This window comes from Polaromonas sp., from assembly GCF_010365105.1.
Classification (GTDB): domain Bacteria; phylum Pseudomonadota; class Gammaproteobacteria; order Burkholderiales; family Burkholderiaceae_C; genus Polaromonas.
Window position 1 is genome coordinate 98,995 of the sequence record NZ_JAAFGZ010000003.1, and the last position, 16,735, is coordinate 115,729.

Consider the following 16,735-nt stretch of genomic DNA (forward strand, 5'->3'; position numbering starts at 1 on the left):
AGATGCAAGGTTATTTATTTAACAAGCAGATTAATTTTTTCGAGCTTGCTTTCACGTCATCAATTAGCTCATGCTTGAGCCCGCCAAAATCCGTAAAGTAACGGCTTCGCCACCCAGCGCTTGATCGTCAAACCGTCTTCACTACATCATCATGCGCAAGGTTCATGACAGCGTGGGGATCAAGCGTTTTGAGCCTATGGTCGCTCCACACCTGGCGCCAGCGGCGCGAACCCGGCAAACCGTGACGCAGACCCAGCATATGGCGGGCGATGGCGCTGAACGCAGTGCCATGCGCAGCGGCTTCACGCACCATGTAGTCGCACATCAGTGCTTCAACCTGCTCCCGGGTGGTACTCTGATCGCCAGCGCCAAAAAAATCGGCATCCCAGGAGGTCAGCCACCAGGGGTTGTGATAAGCCTCACGGCCAATCATCACACCATCCACTTCAAGCAATTGCGCACTCACCTGCACATCGGTAGTCACACCGCCATTGACGCAAATCGTGAGATCCGGAAACTCTTTTTTCAGGCGGTGGACCAGTTCGTAGCGCAGTGGCGGCACTTCGCGGTTTTCTTTGGGGCTCAGGCCTTTCAACCAGGCATTGCGGGCATGCACGATGAACGTGCGGCAGCCCGCTTCGCTGACGGTGCCGACAAAATCGCGTACAAACCCATAGCGCTCGTCCTTGTCGATACCAATGCGGTGCTTCACGGTGACAGGAACCTCCACCGCATCGAGCATTGCCTTGACGCAGTCAGCCACCAGTTTCGGATCGGCCATCAGGCAGGCGCCAAATGAGCCCCGCTGCACACGTTCGCTTGGACAGCCGCAATTGATATTGATCTCGCGGTAACCCCATGCTTCGCCCAGTCGGGCGCAATGCGCCAGGTCCGCCGGCTCGCTGCCGCCTAATTGCAGCGCAACCGGATGCTCCTCGGCGTCAAAGCGCAGGTGCCTGCCTGCATCGCCATGAATCAGCGCGCCGGTCGTCACCATTTCGGTATAGAGCAGCGCGTGCCGAGACAGCAGACGGTGAAAATAGCGGCAATGCCGATCCGTCCAATCCATCATGGGCGCAACGCTCATTCGCCAGGGAGATGTGACATGAATCAAAGAGTCGGTAGAAACAGGAATTGACATGACCCCATTTTCCCTGAAAGCTGCCCAAGCCGGCGCAAGAGGTATTGCGACTTTTATCAACCTTCCCGCTACAGGACATGCAAGTCGCTCTCCAAAAGCGCTGCAAGGTAACATCGTTGCTTGCAAAATTCCGCGAATCACGCCTGACCCATGGTCAACACCCCCATCCAAAGGATGACTGCCATGACTTACTTTTCGTCACAGACCATCCGTTGTTACGCATCGGCCCGCCAAGTCCCGGCAAGGTTGGCCATGACCGCTTCGCTTATTTTTCTGGCCGCCTGCACCTCCGTACAGTTGCCGCCCTGGGTGCCTGAAATGCCGCGTCCGGCTGCACCTGCAAGCGCTGGACCCACGTCGATTCCGGTGGAACCAGCAGTCGTTGTTCAAACGTCTCCAGTGACTCCGCCATCGGTCATTCCCGCTGCACCCGTAGAAGCGCCACCGCCTTATGGCCCCGCAGTAGCGGCCCGCTTCACGGCCCCCACCATGGTGTACGGCACCCCGGGTCTTCAAGGAGGACGCACAAGCTTTACCACGCAAGCTGAAATCCACGACTGGCTGCGTGATCAGGCAAGCGCCCTGTCCCGCTCGGCCGGAGTCAAGGTCGCGCTGCTACCGATAGGCTCCTCGCAGCAAGGCCAGCCACTGGAAGCGCTGGTACTCACTCGGGGAACGGGCACTGACCCTGCCAGTCTTTTGGCCACGGGCCGCCCCACGGTATTGCTAATCGGCCAGCAGCATGGCGATGAGCCTGCAGGAAGTGAAGCCCTGCTGGTCATTACCCGGGAACTGGCGCAGGGCCTGTTGCAGCCCCTGCTTGAACGCATCAACGTTGTGATCGTTCCGCGTGTCAACCTCGATGGTGCGACCCGGGGTGAAGCCCTGGCCGCAGGCGGCCAGGACATTGCGCGTGATCATCTGCTCCTCAGCACACCGGAAGCGCAGGCAGTGGCACGGCTGAGCCGCGACTACCAGCCAACGGTGGTGGTGGATGCCGGGGAATATCAGGTGTCCGACATTTACCGGCAAAAGTTTGACGCCGTTCAGAAGTTCGATGCACTCCTGCAATACTCCACCACCGCCAATTTGCCAGAGTTTTTGACCAGGGCCGATGAGGAATGGTATCGCCGCCCCTTGCTTGCTGCGCTCAAGGGCCAGGGCCTGACCAGCGACTGGTACCACAGCACCTCCGCCGACACGGCCGACCGGACGGTTTTCATGGGAGGCTCTGAACCCGTCACGAGCCGCAATGTGGAAGGCCTGAAAAATGCCGTCAGCGTGGCGATCAACTCGCGCGGAGCAGGCCTTGGTCGTCTGCATCTCCAGCGGCGCGTGCACACCCATGTCACTGCCATCACAAGCATCCTGGGCAGCACAGCCCAGCGAGCCCGCGAATTGAGCCAGTTGCGTCCCTATCTCGACAAGGAAGTCACCGGCCTGGCCTGCAAGGGTCAGGCGGCGGTCGAGGTCGCCAATACACCTGCGCAGTACGACCTGCAAATGCTCGATCCTGTGACTGGCGCCGATAAGAGCGTGACGGTGGACTGGGAATCAGCGCTGGCGCTGAGAACCCTCAAGTCACGGGTCAGGCCATGCGGCTACTGGCTGTCCGGATCATCCAAAGCAGCCGCTGAACGCTTGCGCCTGCAGGGTGTGAAGGTTTTCGAGGTGCTTGAGCCCAGTGCCATGCTGGGCGATATTTACCGCGAAGTACAGCGCTCGGGCAGTGTGCAGCAAGGCAGGCCAGGTGTCACGGCCAACAGCCGGCCCGTATCCAGGATCGAGGTTTCCCTTGTGCGGGGGGTCATTGATGCGCCGGTGGGAAGCTACTACGTGCCTTTGAGTCAGCCCTTGGCCAATCTGGCCATTGCAGCGCTGGAACCTGATACCCAAAGCAGCTATTTCGCAAACCGTCTGTTCAGCGATCTTGCAGGAGTTGCACGTGTCATGTCCGAGCCTTCGCTGAAGTCTGAAGAGTTGCCTTGAACGCCTCGGCAGCCACAGTTCCGCTAAGTTCTTTGCGCTTCAGTGGATACAGTCGGGACAGGGAATTTCCCGTCTGTCACCTTGCAAGCTGACCTACAGACATCAGCTGCCCAGTGTGACGTAATGGCAGCTCAACCAAGGAGAAATGCAGTGCAACCATTTTTGATGACGCCCAAGATGACAACTATCCAGGATGTCTTTTATCCTACGGGATATGCATTTGTCATGTTCCCTGATGCTGCAAACGCTGAAGAAGCAGCTCAAAAAATCGAGCAAGCGGGGTTTAGCGACCAGGACGTCATGTTCCTCGCCCCTTCGGTGATATTGCGTGAAATCGGCAGGATCGATGGCGAATCCTCTGTCGAACTGCCTTCTGTCGGCACAGAAGGTGCAACAGTTAACAAGTACATCAACCTGGCGCGCCAAGGGCACCATGCCTTGATGGTCAGTGCACCTTCAGACGAAGATGCAGAGAAGTTGATGGCAGTGGTACGGGAATTCCCTTTTTCGTATGCCCAGAAATACCACATGCTGGCCATGGAAGATCTTGAATAAGCTTGTGGTGCAGCCCTGCAGCGTTTACAAAGTAAACCAAAAATATCACCCCGTACCTTGAAAAATCTTGAGTGAAGCTATTAAATATATAGCAAAATCTTCTTATGCAGCAAGCGTAAGGGCTGGTTTTTATTAAAAATCTCCAGAATTGTGGGCCAGGCTTTCAAATTTGGTGATCCGGTTGATGAAGGCCAGTTTGACAGTTCCTGTCGGGCCATTGCGCTGCTTGCTGATGATGACTTCTGCCACGCCGGGTTCCTTGCAGGCTTCCTTCGTGTAGTACTCGTCGCGGTAGATGAACATGATGATGTCGGCGTCCTGTTCAATCGCGCCGGACTCACGCAGGTCGCTCATCATCGGCCGTTTATCGGTACGTGACTCGACTCCACGGCTGAGCTGCGACAGCGCAATCACAGGGCATTGAAGTTCCTTGGCCAGCATTTTCAGGCCGCGCGAGATTTCACCCACGGCAGTCGCCCGGTTCTCGTCGGCCATACCGCTCGATACGCTCATCAGTTGCAGGTAATCGACGACGATCAGGCCCAGTTTTCCGCACTGGCGAGCCAGCCGCCGGGCATTGGCTCGCAATTCGCTGACCGTGAGGCCGGCGGTTTCGTCGATATGCAGCGAAATTGTCCTCAGCTTTTCAATGGCTTCGGTCAGGCGCGGCCATTCCTCGTCGGTAAGCGCGCCAGTGCGAAGATGCGTCTGGTCAATCCGGCCAATTGAGCCGACGATACGCACGGCCAATTGGGATGCGCCCATTTCCATGGAAAAAACAGCAACCGGCAATCCTTCATGCAAGGCGACATGTTCGGCAATGTTGATGGCGAGCGCGGTTTTTCCCATGGACGGACGGGCAGCCAGAATGATCAGGTCGCCCGCCTGGAATCCCGACGTCATCCGGTCCAAATCCACAAAACCGGTTGGCACGCCGGTGACATCGTTGGGATTTTCAGACATCTCGGTGACCCGGTCGAGAAGGTCCACCACCAGCGTATCCATGCTCTGGAAGCCCTGCTGTGACCGGCCGCCCTGCTCGCCTATGTTCAGGATTTTTTGCTCGGCTTCATCAAGGATGACAGTGACCGCCTTGCCTTGCGGATTGAAGGCATTGGTTGCGATCTCGTCCGAGGCGGCCACCAGTTTTCGCAAGATCGAACGTTCACGAACGATTTCGGCATAACGCCTGATGTTGCTGGCGCTGGGCACGTATTGGGCCAGCGCGTTCAGGTAGCTCAAGCCGCCTATTTCTTCGTTTTTCCCCAGGCTCTGCAGACGCTCGAAAACGGTGATGATGTCGGCCGGCTTGGACGCGTTGATAAGCCAGCCGATGGCACCATAAATGAGCTGGTGCTCATGGCGGTAGAAGTCCTGGTCCGCCAGTAGATCGCCAACACGGTCCCATGCGCTGTTGTCGAGCAAAAGACCGCCCAGAACACTCGACTCGCCTTCAATGGAGTGGGGCGGAATTCTAAGTTGTGCGATCTGGCGGTCAGCGCTATAGGCAGAATCGGAAAAAGGAGAAAGAACGGCAGACATGGGATTCCTTGGGAAGGCTGAATGGTACGCCCTAGGCCTTGAAGCGCACGGGACAAGCGTGTGGACAAGTTGGGGAAATCTGGTGGAAATCCGGGCGAAAGGTGTGCATAAACAGTGTGCAATATCGCATCACTGCACAGCCATCACATGGTTTCTCCAAGAAAAAAGCCGCTCCGAAGAGCGGCTTTTCAAGAGGGATCCAAAGTCGTTGTTTAGGCAGTTTCGCCGTAAACCGTCACAGTGATGTCAACCACGACGTCAGTGTGCAGGGCGACATTGACCAAATGGTCGCCGACCGTCTTGATGGCGCCATTGGGCAGGCGTATTTGCGATTTTGAGACTGCAAAGCCTTGCTTGGTCACTTCCTGGGCAATGTCTGCATTGGTGACAGAGCCAAACAGGCGGCCGTCAACACCCGCTTTTTGCGTCAACTTGACGGTGGTGCCGCCGAGCTTTTCGCCTTGTGCCTGCATTTCGGCAAGCTTGGCCGCAGCGGCTTTTTCAAGCTCGGCGCGTTTGACTTCGAATTCCTTGATGGCCGCTGCGGTGGCGCGGCGGGCGCGTCCGAAAGGGATCAGGAAGTTGCGTGCATAGCCGTCTTTGACTTTGACGACGTCACCCAGATTGCCCAGGTTCACGACTTTGTCGAGCAGAATAATTTGCATGGTCGTCTCTCTTTACAGGCTGCGGTGCTGGTCACTGTAAGGCAGCATCGCGAGGAAGCGAGCGCGCTTGACGGCGGTATTGATCTGGCGCTGGAAAATGGCACGGGTGCCGGTCAGGCGTGCGGGAATGATTTTTCCGTTTTCAGACACGAAATCACGCAGGGTGTCGATGTCTTTGTAGTCGATTTCTTCGACGCCTGCAGCGGTGAAGCGGCAAAAACGCTTGCGCTTGAACAGAAGGGATTGGGTATTGCGCTTGGGGCGCTTGTCTTTGTTAAAACGTTTTGGTCCGGCCATGATGGACTCCTTAAATGGGGTTCAGTACTTGCTCTGCCTGAAGGATCGGGTAAAGAGCTTGAAGATGAAAAACAACGCCTTTGCTGGTACGCGCATTGGTCAGAAATCCGGTGAACCTGAAAGACTTGCTTAAGGGAAGCTTGACGGCTTGTTCAGCCAGCGTTCCAAAAGCAACAGCCCTGATCGTCAACTTGACTTGTCTGTTTGACCCTGCCTCGAGAACGTCAGACTCGTGTTCGAGAATGAAGTTGATGGCGGGAATTCCAGCGGGCGTGTAGCGCAGAGGACTTAGCTCGGCGATACCTGCGGTCAGTTCAACGTGGTTCACTGCAACTCCAAATGCACGGCAGCGAAGCGTTCAACAGCATGAGGCAATTACGCCGCAAACTCCTGCTGTTGTGTTTTACGGGCTTCTTCCCTCTCGACGTTACGCATCATGAGAGACGGGCCGGTTTCAGCCTTTTTCTTCACCACGGTCAGGTGGCGCAGCACAGCGTCGTTGAACTTGAACGCATGTTCAATTTCTTCCATCACGGCCTGGCTGGCTTCGATGTTGATGCAGAGGTAATGGGCTTTGCCCAATTTCTGGATCAGGTACACCAACTGGCGGCGGCCCCAATCTTCAACGCGGTGGACAGTACCCCCGCCGGCGGTGATCATGCCCTTGTAGCGCTCCAGCATGGCTGGGACTTGCTCGCTTTGATCCGGATGGATCAGCAAGACGATCTCGTAATGACGCATAACTCTCCTTTTGGTTGATTAAAGCTGCCCCAGCGTCGAACCTGGTTGGTTTTGGGTGCAGCAAGGCGAAGCCCATGATTATAGCCCGTCGGGTGTTTGCTTTATCGCAGCCTTGCCTTTACGGTCGGCTGAGGCGGCAAAGGGATGGTCATGGTCTTTTAAATCGGGGTAGCGAATGTAGTCAACAAGTGCCTGGATATCCTGATTGGGCGGCTTGGTAACCAGACTCACCAGAATGATCACGGCAAAACCAACTGGCACGCCAAACAGACCTGCCGATATGGGGTCGATTCCCCACCAGAGTTGAACCGGAGAACTGATGCCAAAGGTGGCGCGCAACCAGGGTTGATTGACCACCATGTAGTAGCTCGTGACGCTCAGACCCGCCATCATTCCCATCGTTGCTGCCGTGCCGGTTGCGCGTTTCCAGAAAATACCAATGCTCAGGGCCGGAAAGAAAGAGGCTGCAGCAAACGAAAAAGCCGCAGACACCAGAAACAAAATGTCGGCAGGCTTCTGTGCTGCCACATAGGCAGCGAGCAGGGCCATCACTAGCAGCAGTATTTTTGACAACGTGACGCGGCTGACGGTCGAGGCATTGGGGTCGATCATCTTGTAATAGAGGTCATGCCCCAATGCATTGGCAATGACCAGCAGCAGTCCATCGGCAGTCGACAGCGCAGCGGCCAGTCCGCCTGCGGCAACCAAGGCTGAAATAACGTAAGGCAACCCGGCCAGTTCGGGGGTGAGCAGCACCACAATGTCGCCGCCTATCGTCATTTCATTGAGTTGCAGAAGATTGTCCCTGTTCACGTCTACTACTGAGAGCAACGCCGGATCGACCTTGTTCCACTTATGAACCCATGCCGGTAACTGGTCAAACGGCGTTCCGACCAGCACGGTAAAAATTTCGTATTTCACCAGTACGGCCAGCGCCGGTGCGGTGCAGTACAAAAGAAAAACAAAAAACAGGGACCAAGTCACCGATTGCCGCGCTTCGCGAACACTGGGTACGGTGTAGTAACGCATCAAAATGTGCGGCAAGGCCGATGTTCCGACCATCAGGCAAAAAACCAGTGCCAGAAAATTTCGTCTTGACAGGTCGTAAAGCGCTTGTTCCTGAGGCGTTCCCTCGGGATTGCCCAGGAACTGCGCTGCATGGGCAGGCATGCCGTTCAAAGGCTGGCTTTTGATTTCGTCTGCTGCCCTGGAAACAGACCAGTTTTGAAGCGCCGTTTCCTCATCTTTCGGCAGAGCCGCCAATGCCTTGCCCGCTGCTGAAATATCAGCCACCGAGGCGTTGCCGGCCTTGAGCGCAGCCACTTTTTGGCTGGCTGCCAATCTGTCGGCAGCCATGGCACGCGCCGGATTCTTCATCTTTTCAGCAAGCGCTTGTGCACGCTGGCTGAAAATGGCGCGAACCTCCAGTTCTTTTGGATCAGTGGCAAGTTCCTTTTCCTTGGCCGTCACTTTCTCGAGTTGGTAGCCATAGATCGCCTGGGGAACCGGGATGCCTGTCTGCTTGACCGACAGCCAGACCACCGGAATCAGGTAGGCAATCAGCAAGATGATGTATTGCGCTACCTGTGTCCACGTCACTGCGCGCATTCCTCCCAGGAATGAACAGACCAGAATTCCCCCTACCCCCAGAAAGATGCCCAGTTCAAAGGCAATGCCGGTGAGATAGGAGGTGATCAGCCCCACCCCGTAGATCTGTGCAACCAAGTAGGTAAACGAACAAAGTATCGCTGCAGCCAGTCCTATGAACCTTGGCAGATGGCCGCCATAACGTTCGCCGAGAAAATCCGGAATCGTGAACTGCCCAAACTTTCGCAGGTAGGGAGCCAGCACAAACGCCACCAGGCAATAGCCACCCGTCCACCCCATGAGGAATGCCAGCCCGCTGTAACCCGTCAGGTATAGGGTACCCGCCAGCCCAAGGAAGGAAGCAGCCGACATCCAGTCGGCGCCTATTGCCATACCGTTGTAAATGGCGGGGACGCGCCTGCCGGCTACGTAATATTCAGTGGCATCGGTGGTTCGGGTCAGCATGCCAATGCCTGCATAAAGGGCAATGGTTGACAAGAGGAAGGTCAGGCCGATCCAGGAGTGAGGCATGCCCAGCCGTTCAAGTCCCCCCAGCAGCAATACGTAAATGACCACACCGAGCGCGAACCATAGATAAATGCGATCCAGCTGGGATTTAAAGCTCTTTTTCAAACGCGGCGATCCTGCGCGTTGATCCGACAACCCGGCCATGTTCAGTCGTCCTTGCTCTCAGGGTCATATTGGGCATCAAGCTTGTTCATGTACCAGGCATAAAAACCGACCATCAGGCAGTAGATCATCAAGGAACCTTGCGCGCCCATCCAGAAACTGAACGGCCAGCCAAAGAATGTAAAGTTCAGAAACCGCGCAAAATAGACAACACCAAAGGTGGTGATGAACCAGACAATTAACAGTACGGATGTGACCAAAAGGGTTTTACGCCAGTAGCGACGGTGCAGTTCAACGGGCATTGACATGCATCAGCCCAATTTTTTGACTATTTGATTCAGGAACATATTGCTCAATATAGCGTTCGAGTTGCGCTCCTACCTTCGGTTCAAACCGGCGCAAGTGATCAAGAACCCGAAGAGCTTCTTCCGGCGCCCCCAATGCCAGTTCAACATGTGCCAGCCGATACCAGCCGTGGGGAGCCATGGGTTGCAAAATCGTCGCCTGTTTCAGCGCATTCCTGGCTTCATGCAACCTGCCCTGCCTGATCAACGCCATTCCAAGGCCATACCAGGCCTGGTCCATGCCAGGACAGTGCTCAACGGCATTCTCAAAGGCAGGACTTGCCTCGTTATGGCACCCTATCTGCTGAAGAACATAAGCCAGATTAAACCAGGCAGTTCCCAGTTGCAACTTAGAGCCCGGGATGCTGGTGAGTTTTTGCAGATTCACAACTGATTCATCCACCCGGTTGAGTTGCACCAGCACATGGGCGCGACTGGCAAGTGCATAGCGGTCTGCAGGCAAAAGTTTCAGCATCCGGTCGAACCGGCACAATGCCTTCGCATCCTTGCCAAGCACAAGCAGCGCCAGCGCCTGCATTTTGAAAAAAATGTAGTCAAGATGCTGACGAAGTGCACGCATCACCTGCATAAATTCACACCGATCTGCAGGCAGATGCCAACCTTGGCAAGGCTTGCCGCGCACCAAACGAGCAGTAAAAGGAAAAAAGCAACCAACGGCAGATGGCGATCCATCACCAACCTGGGCGAAAGCCAGCGAGCCACCTGAATCCAGGGGCGCCCAAGCAACCGGAGAAAGACGTAGAAAGGATTGCCATTGCGGCTGGCGCCAGACAGGAAACCCAGCAGCCATTGGCCGCACAGCGCAAGAAGCGCAATTTCCGCAACCATTTTGCAGGCGGTGACCGCAGTCAACATGGCGTGCCGAAATTGAAAGAGCAGGACACTTCGATTGTCTGCTGACGAAGATGCATATAACTGACGCAGCCCGCTGCACCCTTCAAAAGTTTTTTCCTTGTGCGGCGGGTTGAGAGGCTCAATCAGCCAGACGTTTCCAGGTCTCGATCACGGTATCAGGATTCAACGAGATTGAACCAATCCCCTGCTCCTTGAGCCATTGGGCAAAGTCCGCATGATCGCTGGGCCCCTGACCGCAAATGCCCACATATTTCCCCTGCCGTTTGCATGCTGAAATTGCCAGGCTGAGCAGCGCCTTGACGGCCGGGTCTCGCTCGTCAAAGTCCTTGGCCAGAATCTCCAGACCCGAATCGCGGTCCAGACCCAGCGTCAGTTGTGTCAGGTCGTTCGACCCAATGGAAAAACCGTCAAAAAACTCCAGGAACTGGTCGGCCAGCACCGCATTGCTCGGCACTTCACACATCATGATGATCCGCAGGCCTTTCTCGCCACGCTTGAGGCCATGCTCGGCCAGCAACTCCGTCACGGCCCTGGCCTGTCCCAGCGTACGGACGAACGGCACCATGACCTCGACATTCGTCAGGCCCATGTCGTTGCGAACTCGCCTCAGGGCTTCGCATTCCATGGCAAAGGCTTCGCGGAAATCGGTGCTGATGTAACGTGCGGCACCGCGAAAACCCAGCATTGGATTTTCTTCTTCTGGCTCATAGCGCGAGCCACCGATCAGCTTGCGGTATTCGTTGGACTTGAAGTCCGACAGCCGAACAATGACCGGCTTCGGCCAGAACGCCGCACCAATGGTGGCGATGCCTTCAGCCACCTTGTCAACATAAAACGCACGCGGTGAAGCATGGCCGCGCGCCACGCTTTCCACCGCTTTTTTCAGATCTGGATCGACATTTGGATAGTCCAGAATCGCTTTTGGATGCACGCCAATGTTGTTGTTGATCACAAACTCCAGCCGCGCCAGACCCACGCCTTGGTTCGGAATCTGGCAGAAGTCAAACGCCAGTTGTGGGTTGCCCACATTCATCATGATCTTGATGCCGATCGGTGGCATCTCGCCTCGCTCGACTTCCGTGATTTCGGTTTCCAGCAAGCCGTCGTAAATGGTGCCAGTGTCGCCTTCAGCGCAGCTCACCGTCACCAGCATGCCATCCTTGAGTTGCCCGGTGGCATCACCGCAGCCCACGACGGCCGGGATGCCGAGTTCACGCGCGATGATCGCCGCGTGGCAGGTACGCCCGCCGCGGTTGGTGACAATGGCACTGGCGCGCTTCATCACCGGCTCCCAGTTGGGGTCGGTCATGTCGGTCACCAGCACATCGCCCGGACGAACCTGGTCCATGTCCTTGATGTCATACACGATACGGACCGGGCCGGTGCCTATTTTCTGGCCAATCGCGCGGCCTTCGGCCAGCACGGTGCCGGTTCCCTTGAGCTTGTAGCGCTGCTCAGCCTTGCCCTTGGCCTGGCTTTTCACGGTTTCCGGACGCGCCTGCAAGATGTACAGCTCGCCGTCGGTGCCATCCTTGCCCCATTCAATGTCCATCGGACGGCCGTAATGGTTTTCAATGATCACCGCATAGCGCGCCAGTTGCTCGACATCGGCGTCGGTCAGTGAAAAGCGATTGCGCAGTTCAATCGGCACATCGGTGGTCTTGACCAGCTTGCCACCGGATTTTTTCTCTTCCGCCGTGGTGAATTCCATCTGCAGCAACTTGGAGCCCAGGTTGCGGCGTATGACGGCGCGGTTTCCTGCATTGAGCATGGGCTTGTGGACATAAAACTCGTCCGGATTCACAGCGCCCTGCACCACCGTTTCTCCCAGGCCGTAGCTGGAAGTGATGAACACCACTTCCTCGAATCCGCTTTCGGTGTCGATGGTGAACATGACCCCGGCAGCGCCCAGGTCACTGCGCACCATGCGCTGTACGCCGGCAGAAAGGGCCACGTCCGCATGGGCAAAGCCCTGGTGGACGCGGTAGCTGATGGCCCGGTCGTTGTAGAGGGAAGCAAACACCTCTTTCATCTTGTGCAGCACATCCTCAATGCCGACCACGTTCAAAAAGGTTTCCTGCTGGCCGGCAAACGACGCATCCGGTAGGTCTTCTGCCGTGGCCGACGAACGCACGGCAAAGCTGGCCTGCGGGTTGCCGGTGCTCAGGCTCGCAAAGCTGCTTCGCACGGCTTGCTCGAATTCAGGGGGAAAGGGTTGAGCCTCGACCATTTGACGAATCTGAGCACCGGCCTGGGCCAGCGCCCGCACATCTTCGGTATCAAGGGCGTCGAGCACGGCATTGATTTTTTCGTCAAGCCCGGCGTAGGCCAGAAACTCGCGAAAGGCATGCGCCGTGGTGGCAAAGCCGGTCGGCACCTGCACACCCTGCGGCCCGGTGGGCAGTTGCGAAATCATTTCGCCCAGGCTGGCATTCTTGCCGCCGACCGAATCGACATCGGTCATCCTCAGGTTTTCAAACGGCACAACCAAGGCGTTTGCGTCAAACAGGTTAGACATAAAGATACTCCGGGAGGTTAAAAATCGGCGATACCGGTCCGGTGCAGCGTTTAACCTGGTTGTTCTTTTTAAGGGCTAATGCAGCGCAGCGAACCATAAACTGGATAATTGACCCGATTGTAGGGGGCTGCCACACGCCCTCCGTTCCTTCGCTTTTCATACGCCTGAATCGAGCATCATGTCCAATCGCACCGTGTTTTTCATCTCCGACGGCACTGGCATCACGGCTGAAACCTTTGGCAACGCCATCCTGGCCCAGTTCGAGATCAATCCTCGCCATGTCCGCCTGCCCTTCATCGACACCGTTGACAAGGCCCATCAGGCGATCCGGCATATCAACCACACGGGCGAGCTGGAAGGCAAGCGGCCCATTGTTTTCACAACGCTGGTGAACATGAACATCCTGGCCGTCATCAAGGCGCAATGCAACGGCATGCTGCTGGACATGTTTGGCATGTTTGTCGCCCCTTTAGAAAGTGAACTCGGTATCAAGTCAAACCATCGGGTTGGCCGCTTTTCGGATGCCTCCAAGAGCAAAGCGTATGACGACCGAATCGAAGCGATCAATTTTTCGCTGGCACACGACGACGGCCAGAGTCATCGCGACCTGGCGGGTTCGGACGTGATCCTGGTCGGGGTCAGCCGAAGCGGCAAAACCCCGACAACCTTGTACCTGGCCATGCAGTACGGCCTGAAAGCGTCGAACTACCCCTTGATCCCTGAAGACTTCGAGCGTCGGCAGTTGCCCCCTGCGCTGGTGCCCCATCGCAAAAAGATCTTTGGCCTGACAATCAACCCGGAGCGCCTGAGCCAAATACGCAACGAGCGCCGCCCCAATTCAACCTATTCCAGCCTGGCCAACTGCCGCCATGAAATTCATGAGGCTGAGGCCATGATGCGGCGCGAAGGCATTCGCTGGCTGTCCACTACGACCAAATCCATCGAAGAAATTGCAACCACGATCCTGCAGGAAATCAAGCCGGAACGGCTGGAGTACTGATTCTTCGGCTTGTCCGTTGCCTGGATTGAGGAATTACTATCATTTAGATAGCCGCTAATGCTCACCCCTATTGCGCAAACAACCATTTTTACTTAAAAATTTGGATTTATTCTGCGGTTACGCTGGGCACCCTTAACGGCACCACGCCCGAGACCTCGATGACGAAATAGGAAGCGCCAATTCATTAAATAGCAAAAAACTATTTTATTTATTTTTTAGCAAGACATAAACTATCGTCTGAGTCAGATTTTCAACCCACCCGAAGGAAGCAAGCCATGTCCCTGATCAATACCGAAATCATCCCTTTCAAAGCCACTGCTTATCACAATGGCAAGTTCGTTCCTGTCAGCAATGACAACTTCAAGGGCAAATGGTCCGTCGTGGTGTTTTACCCGGCTGACTTCACCTTTGTCTGCCCCACTGAACTGGGTGACCTGGCCGACCACTACGCTGAATTCCAGAAATTGGGCGTTGAAGTTTACGGCGTGTCCACTGATACCCACTTCACCCATAAGGCCTGGCACGACACTTCAGAAACCATCGGCAAGGTCCAGTATCCGCTGATCGGCGACCCGAGCGGTAAGCTGACGCGTGCGTTCCAAGTCATGATTGAAGAAGGCGAAGACGCTGGACTGGCCTACCGCGGCACCTTCGTGATTGATCCCGAAGGCAAGATCAAGACCATCGAAGTTCATGACAACGGAATTGGCCGCGACGCCGCCGAATTGCTGCGCCGCGTGAAAGCTGCTCAATACGTGGCATCCCACCCCGGTGAAGTCTGCCCTGCCAAGTGGACCGAAGGCGCCGAAACGCTGAAGCCTTCTTTCGACCTGGTCGGCAAGATCTAAAAAGCTGAGCTTGCGCCACAGCCCGGGCGCAATTGCTCCCGGGCTTTTTTTGTCCCAAATTTCCATTTGAAAGCAAGTCCACCATGCTCGACGCCAGCACAAAAGCCCAGCTGAAAAGCTACCTCGAACGCGCCACGGCACCGATCGAAATCGTTGCATCACTTGACGACAGCAAGGCGTCGAGCGAGTTGCTGTCGCTGCTCAGGGACATTAGCGATGTATCGGCACTGGTCAGTGTCAGCGAAAGCTCGAGCGACAATCACCGCAAGCCGTCGTTCTCCATCAATCGCCCCGGCGAAAATCACGGTCCGCGCTTTGCCGGCCTGCCAATGGGACACGAGTTCACTTCGCTGATCCTGGCCCTGCTGCAAATTGGCGGCTACCCGCCCAAGGTGGATGAAGCGATCCTGGAACAGATTCGCGCACTTGATGGAGACTTCAAGTTCGAAATTTATGTCTCGCTGACCTGCCACAGTTGCCCCGACGTGGTGCAGGCACTCAACCTGATGGCCGTCCAGAACCCGCGCATCACGAACACCATGATTGATGGCGCCCTGTTTCAGGACGAGGTTAAGGAACGCCAAATCATGGCGGTTCCCACCGTGTACCTCAATGGGACCGAGTTCAGCCAGGGCCGCATGAGCCTGGAAGAAATACTGGCCAAGATCGACACCAGCGGTATCGACCGTGAAGCGAAAAAAATCTCGGCCAAGGCGCCGTTTGACGTTCTCATCGTTGGTGGCGGCCCGGCCGGTGCTGCTGCAGCGGTGTACGCAGCACGAAAGGGCATTCGCACGGGCGTGGTGTCGGAACACTTTGGCGGTCAGGTGCTTGACACCCTGGGCATCGAAAATTTCATTTCGATCCAGCATACCGAAGGCCCTCAATTTGCTGTCGCGCTTGAGCAGCATGTCCGTGATTACGATGTCGATATCATGAATCTGCAGCGCGCCAAGGCGCTGGTCACCCAAGCCGGTCCAGGCAAGAACATGATCGAGATCCAGCTCGAAAGCGGCGCATCACTTCAGGCCAGATCGGTCATCATTTCTACCGGCGCACGGTGGCGCAATATCAACGTGCCCGGCGAGCATGAATACAAGAACAAGGGCGTCGCCTATTGCCCGCACTGCGACGGCCCTCTATTTAAGGGAAAGCGCGTGGCGGTCATCGGAGGCGGCAATTCAGGCGTCGAGGCGGCCATCGACCTGGCAGGCATCGTCGGACATGTCACGTTGATCGAATTCGACAGGGTGCTTCGCGCAGATGACGTGTTGCAGCGCAAGTTGCACAGCCTTCAGAACGTCACCGTGTTCACGCATGCCCAGACGACTGAAATTACAGGTGACAGCCAGAAAGTCAACGGGCTTGTGTACAAGGACCGATCTACTGGCGAATCACACAAAGTAGAACTTGAGGGCGTGTTTATTCAGATTGGCCTGGTTCCCAACACCGACTGGCTCAAGGGAACGGTTGAGCTTTCAAAGCATGGCGAAATCGTGGTTGACGCAAGGGGCCAGACTTCATTGCCAGAGGTTTTTGCAGCAGGCGATGCAACCACCGTACCCTTCAAGCAGATCATCATTGCAGCCGGTGATGGCGCCAAGGCAGCATTGAGCGCTTTTGACCACCTGATCCGGACATCGGCGCCTGTGGTCGAACTGGAGCCGGTTCTGGCAGAATGATTTGCATAGACGGGAAAGACGGCAACGCATGACACTGCAAGAATGGCCATGCGCAACTATCCAATAGTAAAGAATTTACTGTGGGTAAATTTTTAAAAAATTTACCCACATGTCATCCGTACTTTACTTCGCACCAGACAATCGCCAGCGATAGAAAAAAAAGCCTGCTATTTTTAAAATAGCAGGCATTTCAATGCGGTTAAGCTTGTTTGGCTCCTCAACCTGGGCTCGAACCAGGGACCTACGGATTAACAGTCCGGCGCTCTACCAACTGAGCTATTGAGGAATCTAGCCTCAAATTATAGCGTCAAATTTCAGAG

The 16,735-nt window shown here is 55.8% G+C and carries 16 protein-coding genes and 1 tRNA gene; 5 read left to right on the forward strand and 12 right to left on the reverse strand.

Annotated features, from left to right (window positions below; all coding sequences use genetic code 11):
* Positions 1 to 127 precede the first annotated feature (127 nt).
* Positions 128 to 1,141 carry a tRNA dihydrouridine(20/20a) synthase DusA gene (gene dusA / locus GZ092_RS02930; protein ID WP_293634346.1) on the reverse strand — a complete coding sequence of 338 codons (1,014 nt, stop codon included), beginning with the start codon at positions 1,139 to 1,141 and terminating at the stop codon, positions 128 to 130.
* 252 nt (positions 1,142 to 1,393) lie between these two features.
* Between dusA and GZ092_RS02935 the strand changes: the two genes are divergently transcribed.
* Complete coding sequence (locus GZ092_RS02935; RefSeq protein WP_293634222.1) at positions 1,394 to 3,130, forward strand: M14 family metallopeptidase; 1,737 nt, start codon at positions 1,394 to 1,396, stop codon at positions 3,128 to 3,130.
* 150 nt (positions 3,131 to 3,280) lie between these two features.
* A complete protein-coding gene (locus GZ092_RS02940) occupies positions 3,281 to 3,685 on the forward strand; it encodes an RNA-binding protein (RefSeq protein ID WP_293634223.1) in 405 nt (134 codons plus the stop codon).
* A 132-nt stretch (positions 3,686 to 3,817) separates the two neighbouring features.
* Here GZ092_RS02940 and dnaB read toward each other — a convergent pair whose 3' ends face one another.
* The 10 genes from dnaB to ppsA form a co-directional block, all read right to left on the reverse strand.
* A complete protein-coding gene (gene dnaB, locus GZ092_RS02945; protein ID WP_293634224.1) occupies positions 3,818 to 5,227 on the reverse strand; it encodes a replicative DNA helicase in 1,410 nt (469 codons plus the stop codon).
* A gap of 212 nt (positions 5,228 to 5,439) precedes the next feature.
* On the reverse strand, positions 5,440 to 5,892 hold the full coding sequence (gene rplI, locus GZ092_RS02950) for a 50S ribosomal protein L9 (protein WP_293634225.1): 453 nt from the start codon (positions 5,890 to 5,892) through the stop codon (positions 5,440 to 5,442).
* A 12-nt stretch (positions 5,893 to 5,904) separates the two neighbouring features.
* Complete coding sequence (rpsR, locus tag GZ092_RS02955; protein WP_011801778.1) at positions 5,905 to 6,189, reverse strand: 30S ribosomal protein S18; 285 nt, start codon at positions 6,187 to 6,189, stop codon at positions 5,905 to 5,907.
* 10 nt (positions 6,190 to 6,199) lie between these two features.
* On the reverse strand, positions 6,200 to 6,517 hold the full coding sequence (priB, locus tag GZ092_RS02960; protein ID WP_293634226.1) for a primosomal replication protein N: 318 nt from the start codon (positions 6,515 to 6,517) through the stop codon (positions 6,200 to 6,202).
* A 47-nt stretch (positions 6,518 to 6,564) separates the two neighbouring features.
* Entirely contained in the window at positions 6,565 to 6,930 is a 366-nt protein-coding gene (rpsF, locus tag GZ092_RS02965) for a 30S ribosomal protein S6 (RefSeq protein ID WP_293634227.1), read from the reverse strand.
* Positions 6,931 to 7,008: 78 nt separating this feature from the next.
* Positions 7,009 to 9,189, reverse strand: a complete 2,181-nt coding sequence (locus GZ092_RS02970) for a sodium:solute symporter family protein (protein WP_293634228.1) — start codon at positions 9,187 to 9,189, stop codon at positions 7,009 to 7,011.
* Between the two features lie 2 nt (positions 9,190 to 9,191).
* Entirely contained in the window at positions 9,192 to 9,449 is a 258-nt protein-coding gene (locus GZ092_RS02975; RefSeq protein ID WP_293634229.1) for a DUF4212 domain-containing protein, read from the reverse strand.
* The gene (locus GZ092_RS02980) at positions 9,439 to 10,071 is read right to left on the reverse strand and encodes a tetratricopeptide repeat protein (RefSeq protein WP_293634230.1); all 633 of its coding nucleotides are present in this window, start codon (positions 10,069 to 10,071) and stop codon (positions 9,439 to 9,441) included. The genes GZ092_RS02975 and GZ092_RS02980 overlap by 11 nt, the downstream gene beginning before the upstream one ends.
* On the reverse strand, positions 10,071 to 10,367 hold the full coding sequence (locus GZ092_RS02985) for a hypothetical protein (RefSeq protein WP_293634231.1): 297 nt from the start codon (positions 10,365 to 10,367) through the stop codon (positions 10,071 to 10,073). Before GZ092_RS02985 ends, GZ092_RS02980 begins: the two co-directional genes overlap by 1 nt.
* Before the next feature lie 118 nt (positions 10,368 to 10,485).
* Entirely contained in the window at positions 10,486 to 12,885 is a 2,400-nt protein-coding gene (gene ppsA / locus GZ092_RS02990) for a phosphoenolpyruvate synthase (RefSeq protein WP_293634232.1), read from the reverse strand.
* 178 nt (positions 12,886 to 13,063) lie between these two features.
* Here ppsA and GZ092_RS02995 point away from each other — a divergent pair, with 178 nt between their 5' ends.
* The 3 genes from GZ092_RS02995 (at position 13,064) to ahpF (ending at position 16,415) form a co-directional block, all read left to right on the forward strand.
* Complete coding sequence (locus GZ092_RS02995; RefSeq protein ID WP_293634233.1) at positions 13,064 to 13,885, forward strand: pyruvate, water dikinase regulatory protein; 822 nt, start codon at positions 13,064 to 13,066, stop codon at positions 13,883 to 13,885.
* Positions 13,886 to 14,160: 275 nt separating this feature from the next.
* Positions 14,161 to 14,733 carry an alkyl hydroperoxide reductase subunit C gene (gene ahpC / locus GZ092_RS03000; protein ID WP_293634234.1) on the forward strand — a complete coding sequence of 191 codons (573 nt, stop codon included), beginning with the start codon at positions 14,161 to 14,163 and terminating at the stop codon, positions 14,731 to 14,733.
* 83 nt (positions 14,734 to 14,816) lie between these two features.
* Positions 14,817 to 16,415, forward strand: coding sequence for an alkyl hydroperoxide reductase subunit F (gene ahpF, locus GZ092_RS03005; protein ID WP_293634235.1), 1,599 nt, complete (start codon positions 14,817 to 14,819; stop codon positions 16,413 to 16,415).
* 210 nt (positions 16,416 to 16,625) lie between these two features.
* Here the strand turns inward: ahpF and GZ092_RS03010 are convergent.
* Positions 16,626 to 16,701 (reverse strand) — tRNA-Asn (locus GZ092_RS03010).
* Positions 16,702 to 16,735: the final 34 nt, after the last annotated feature.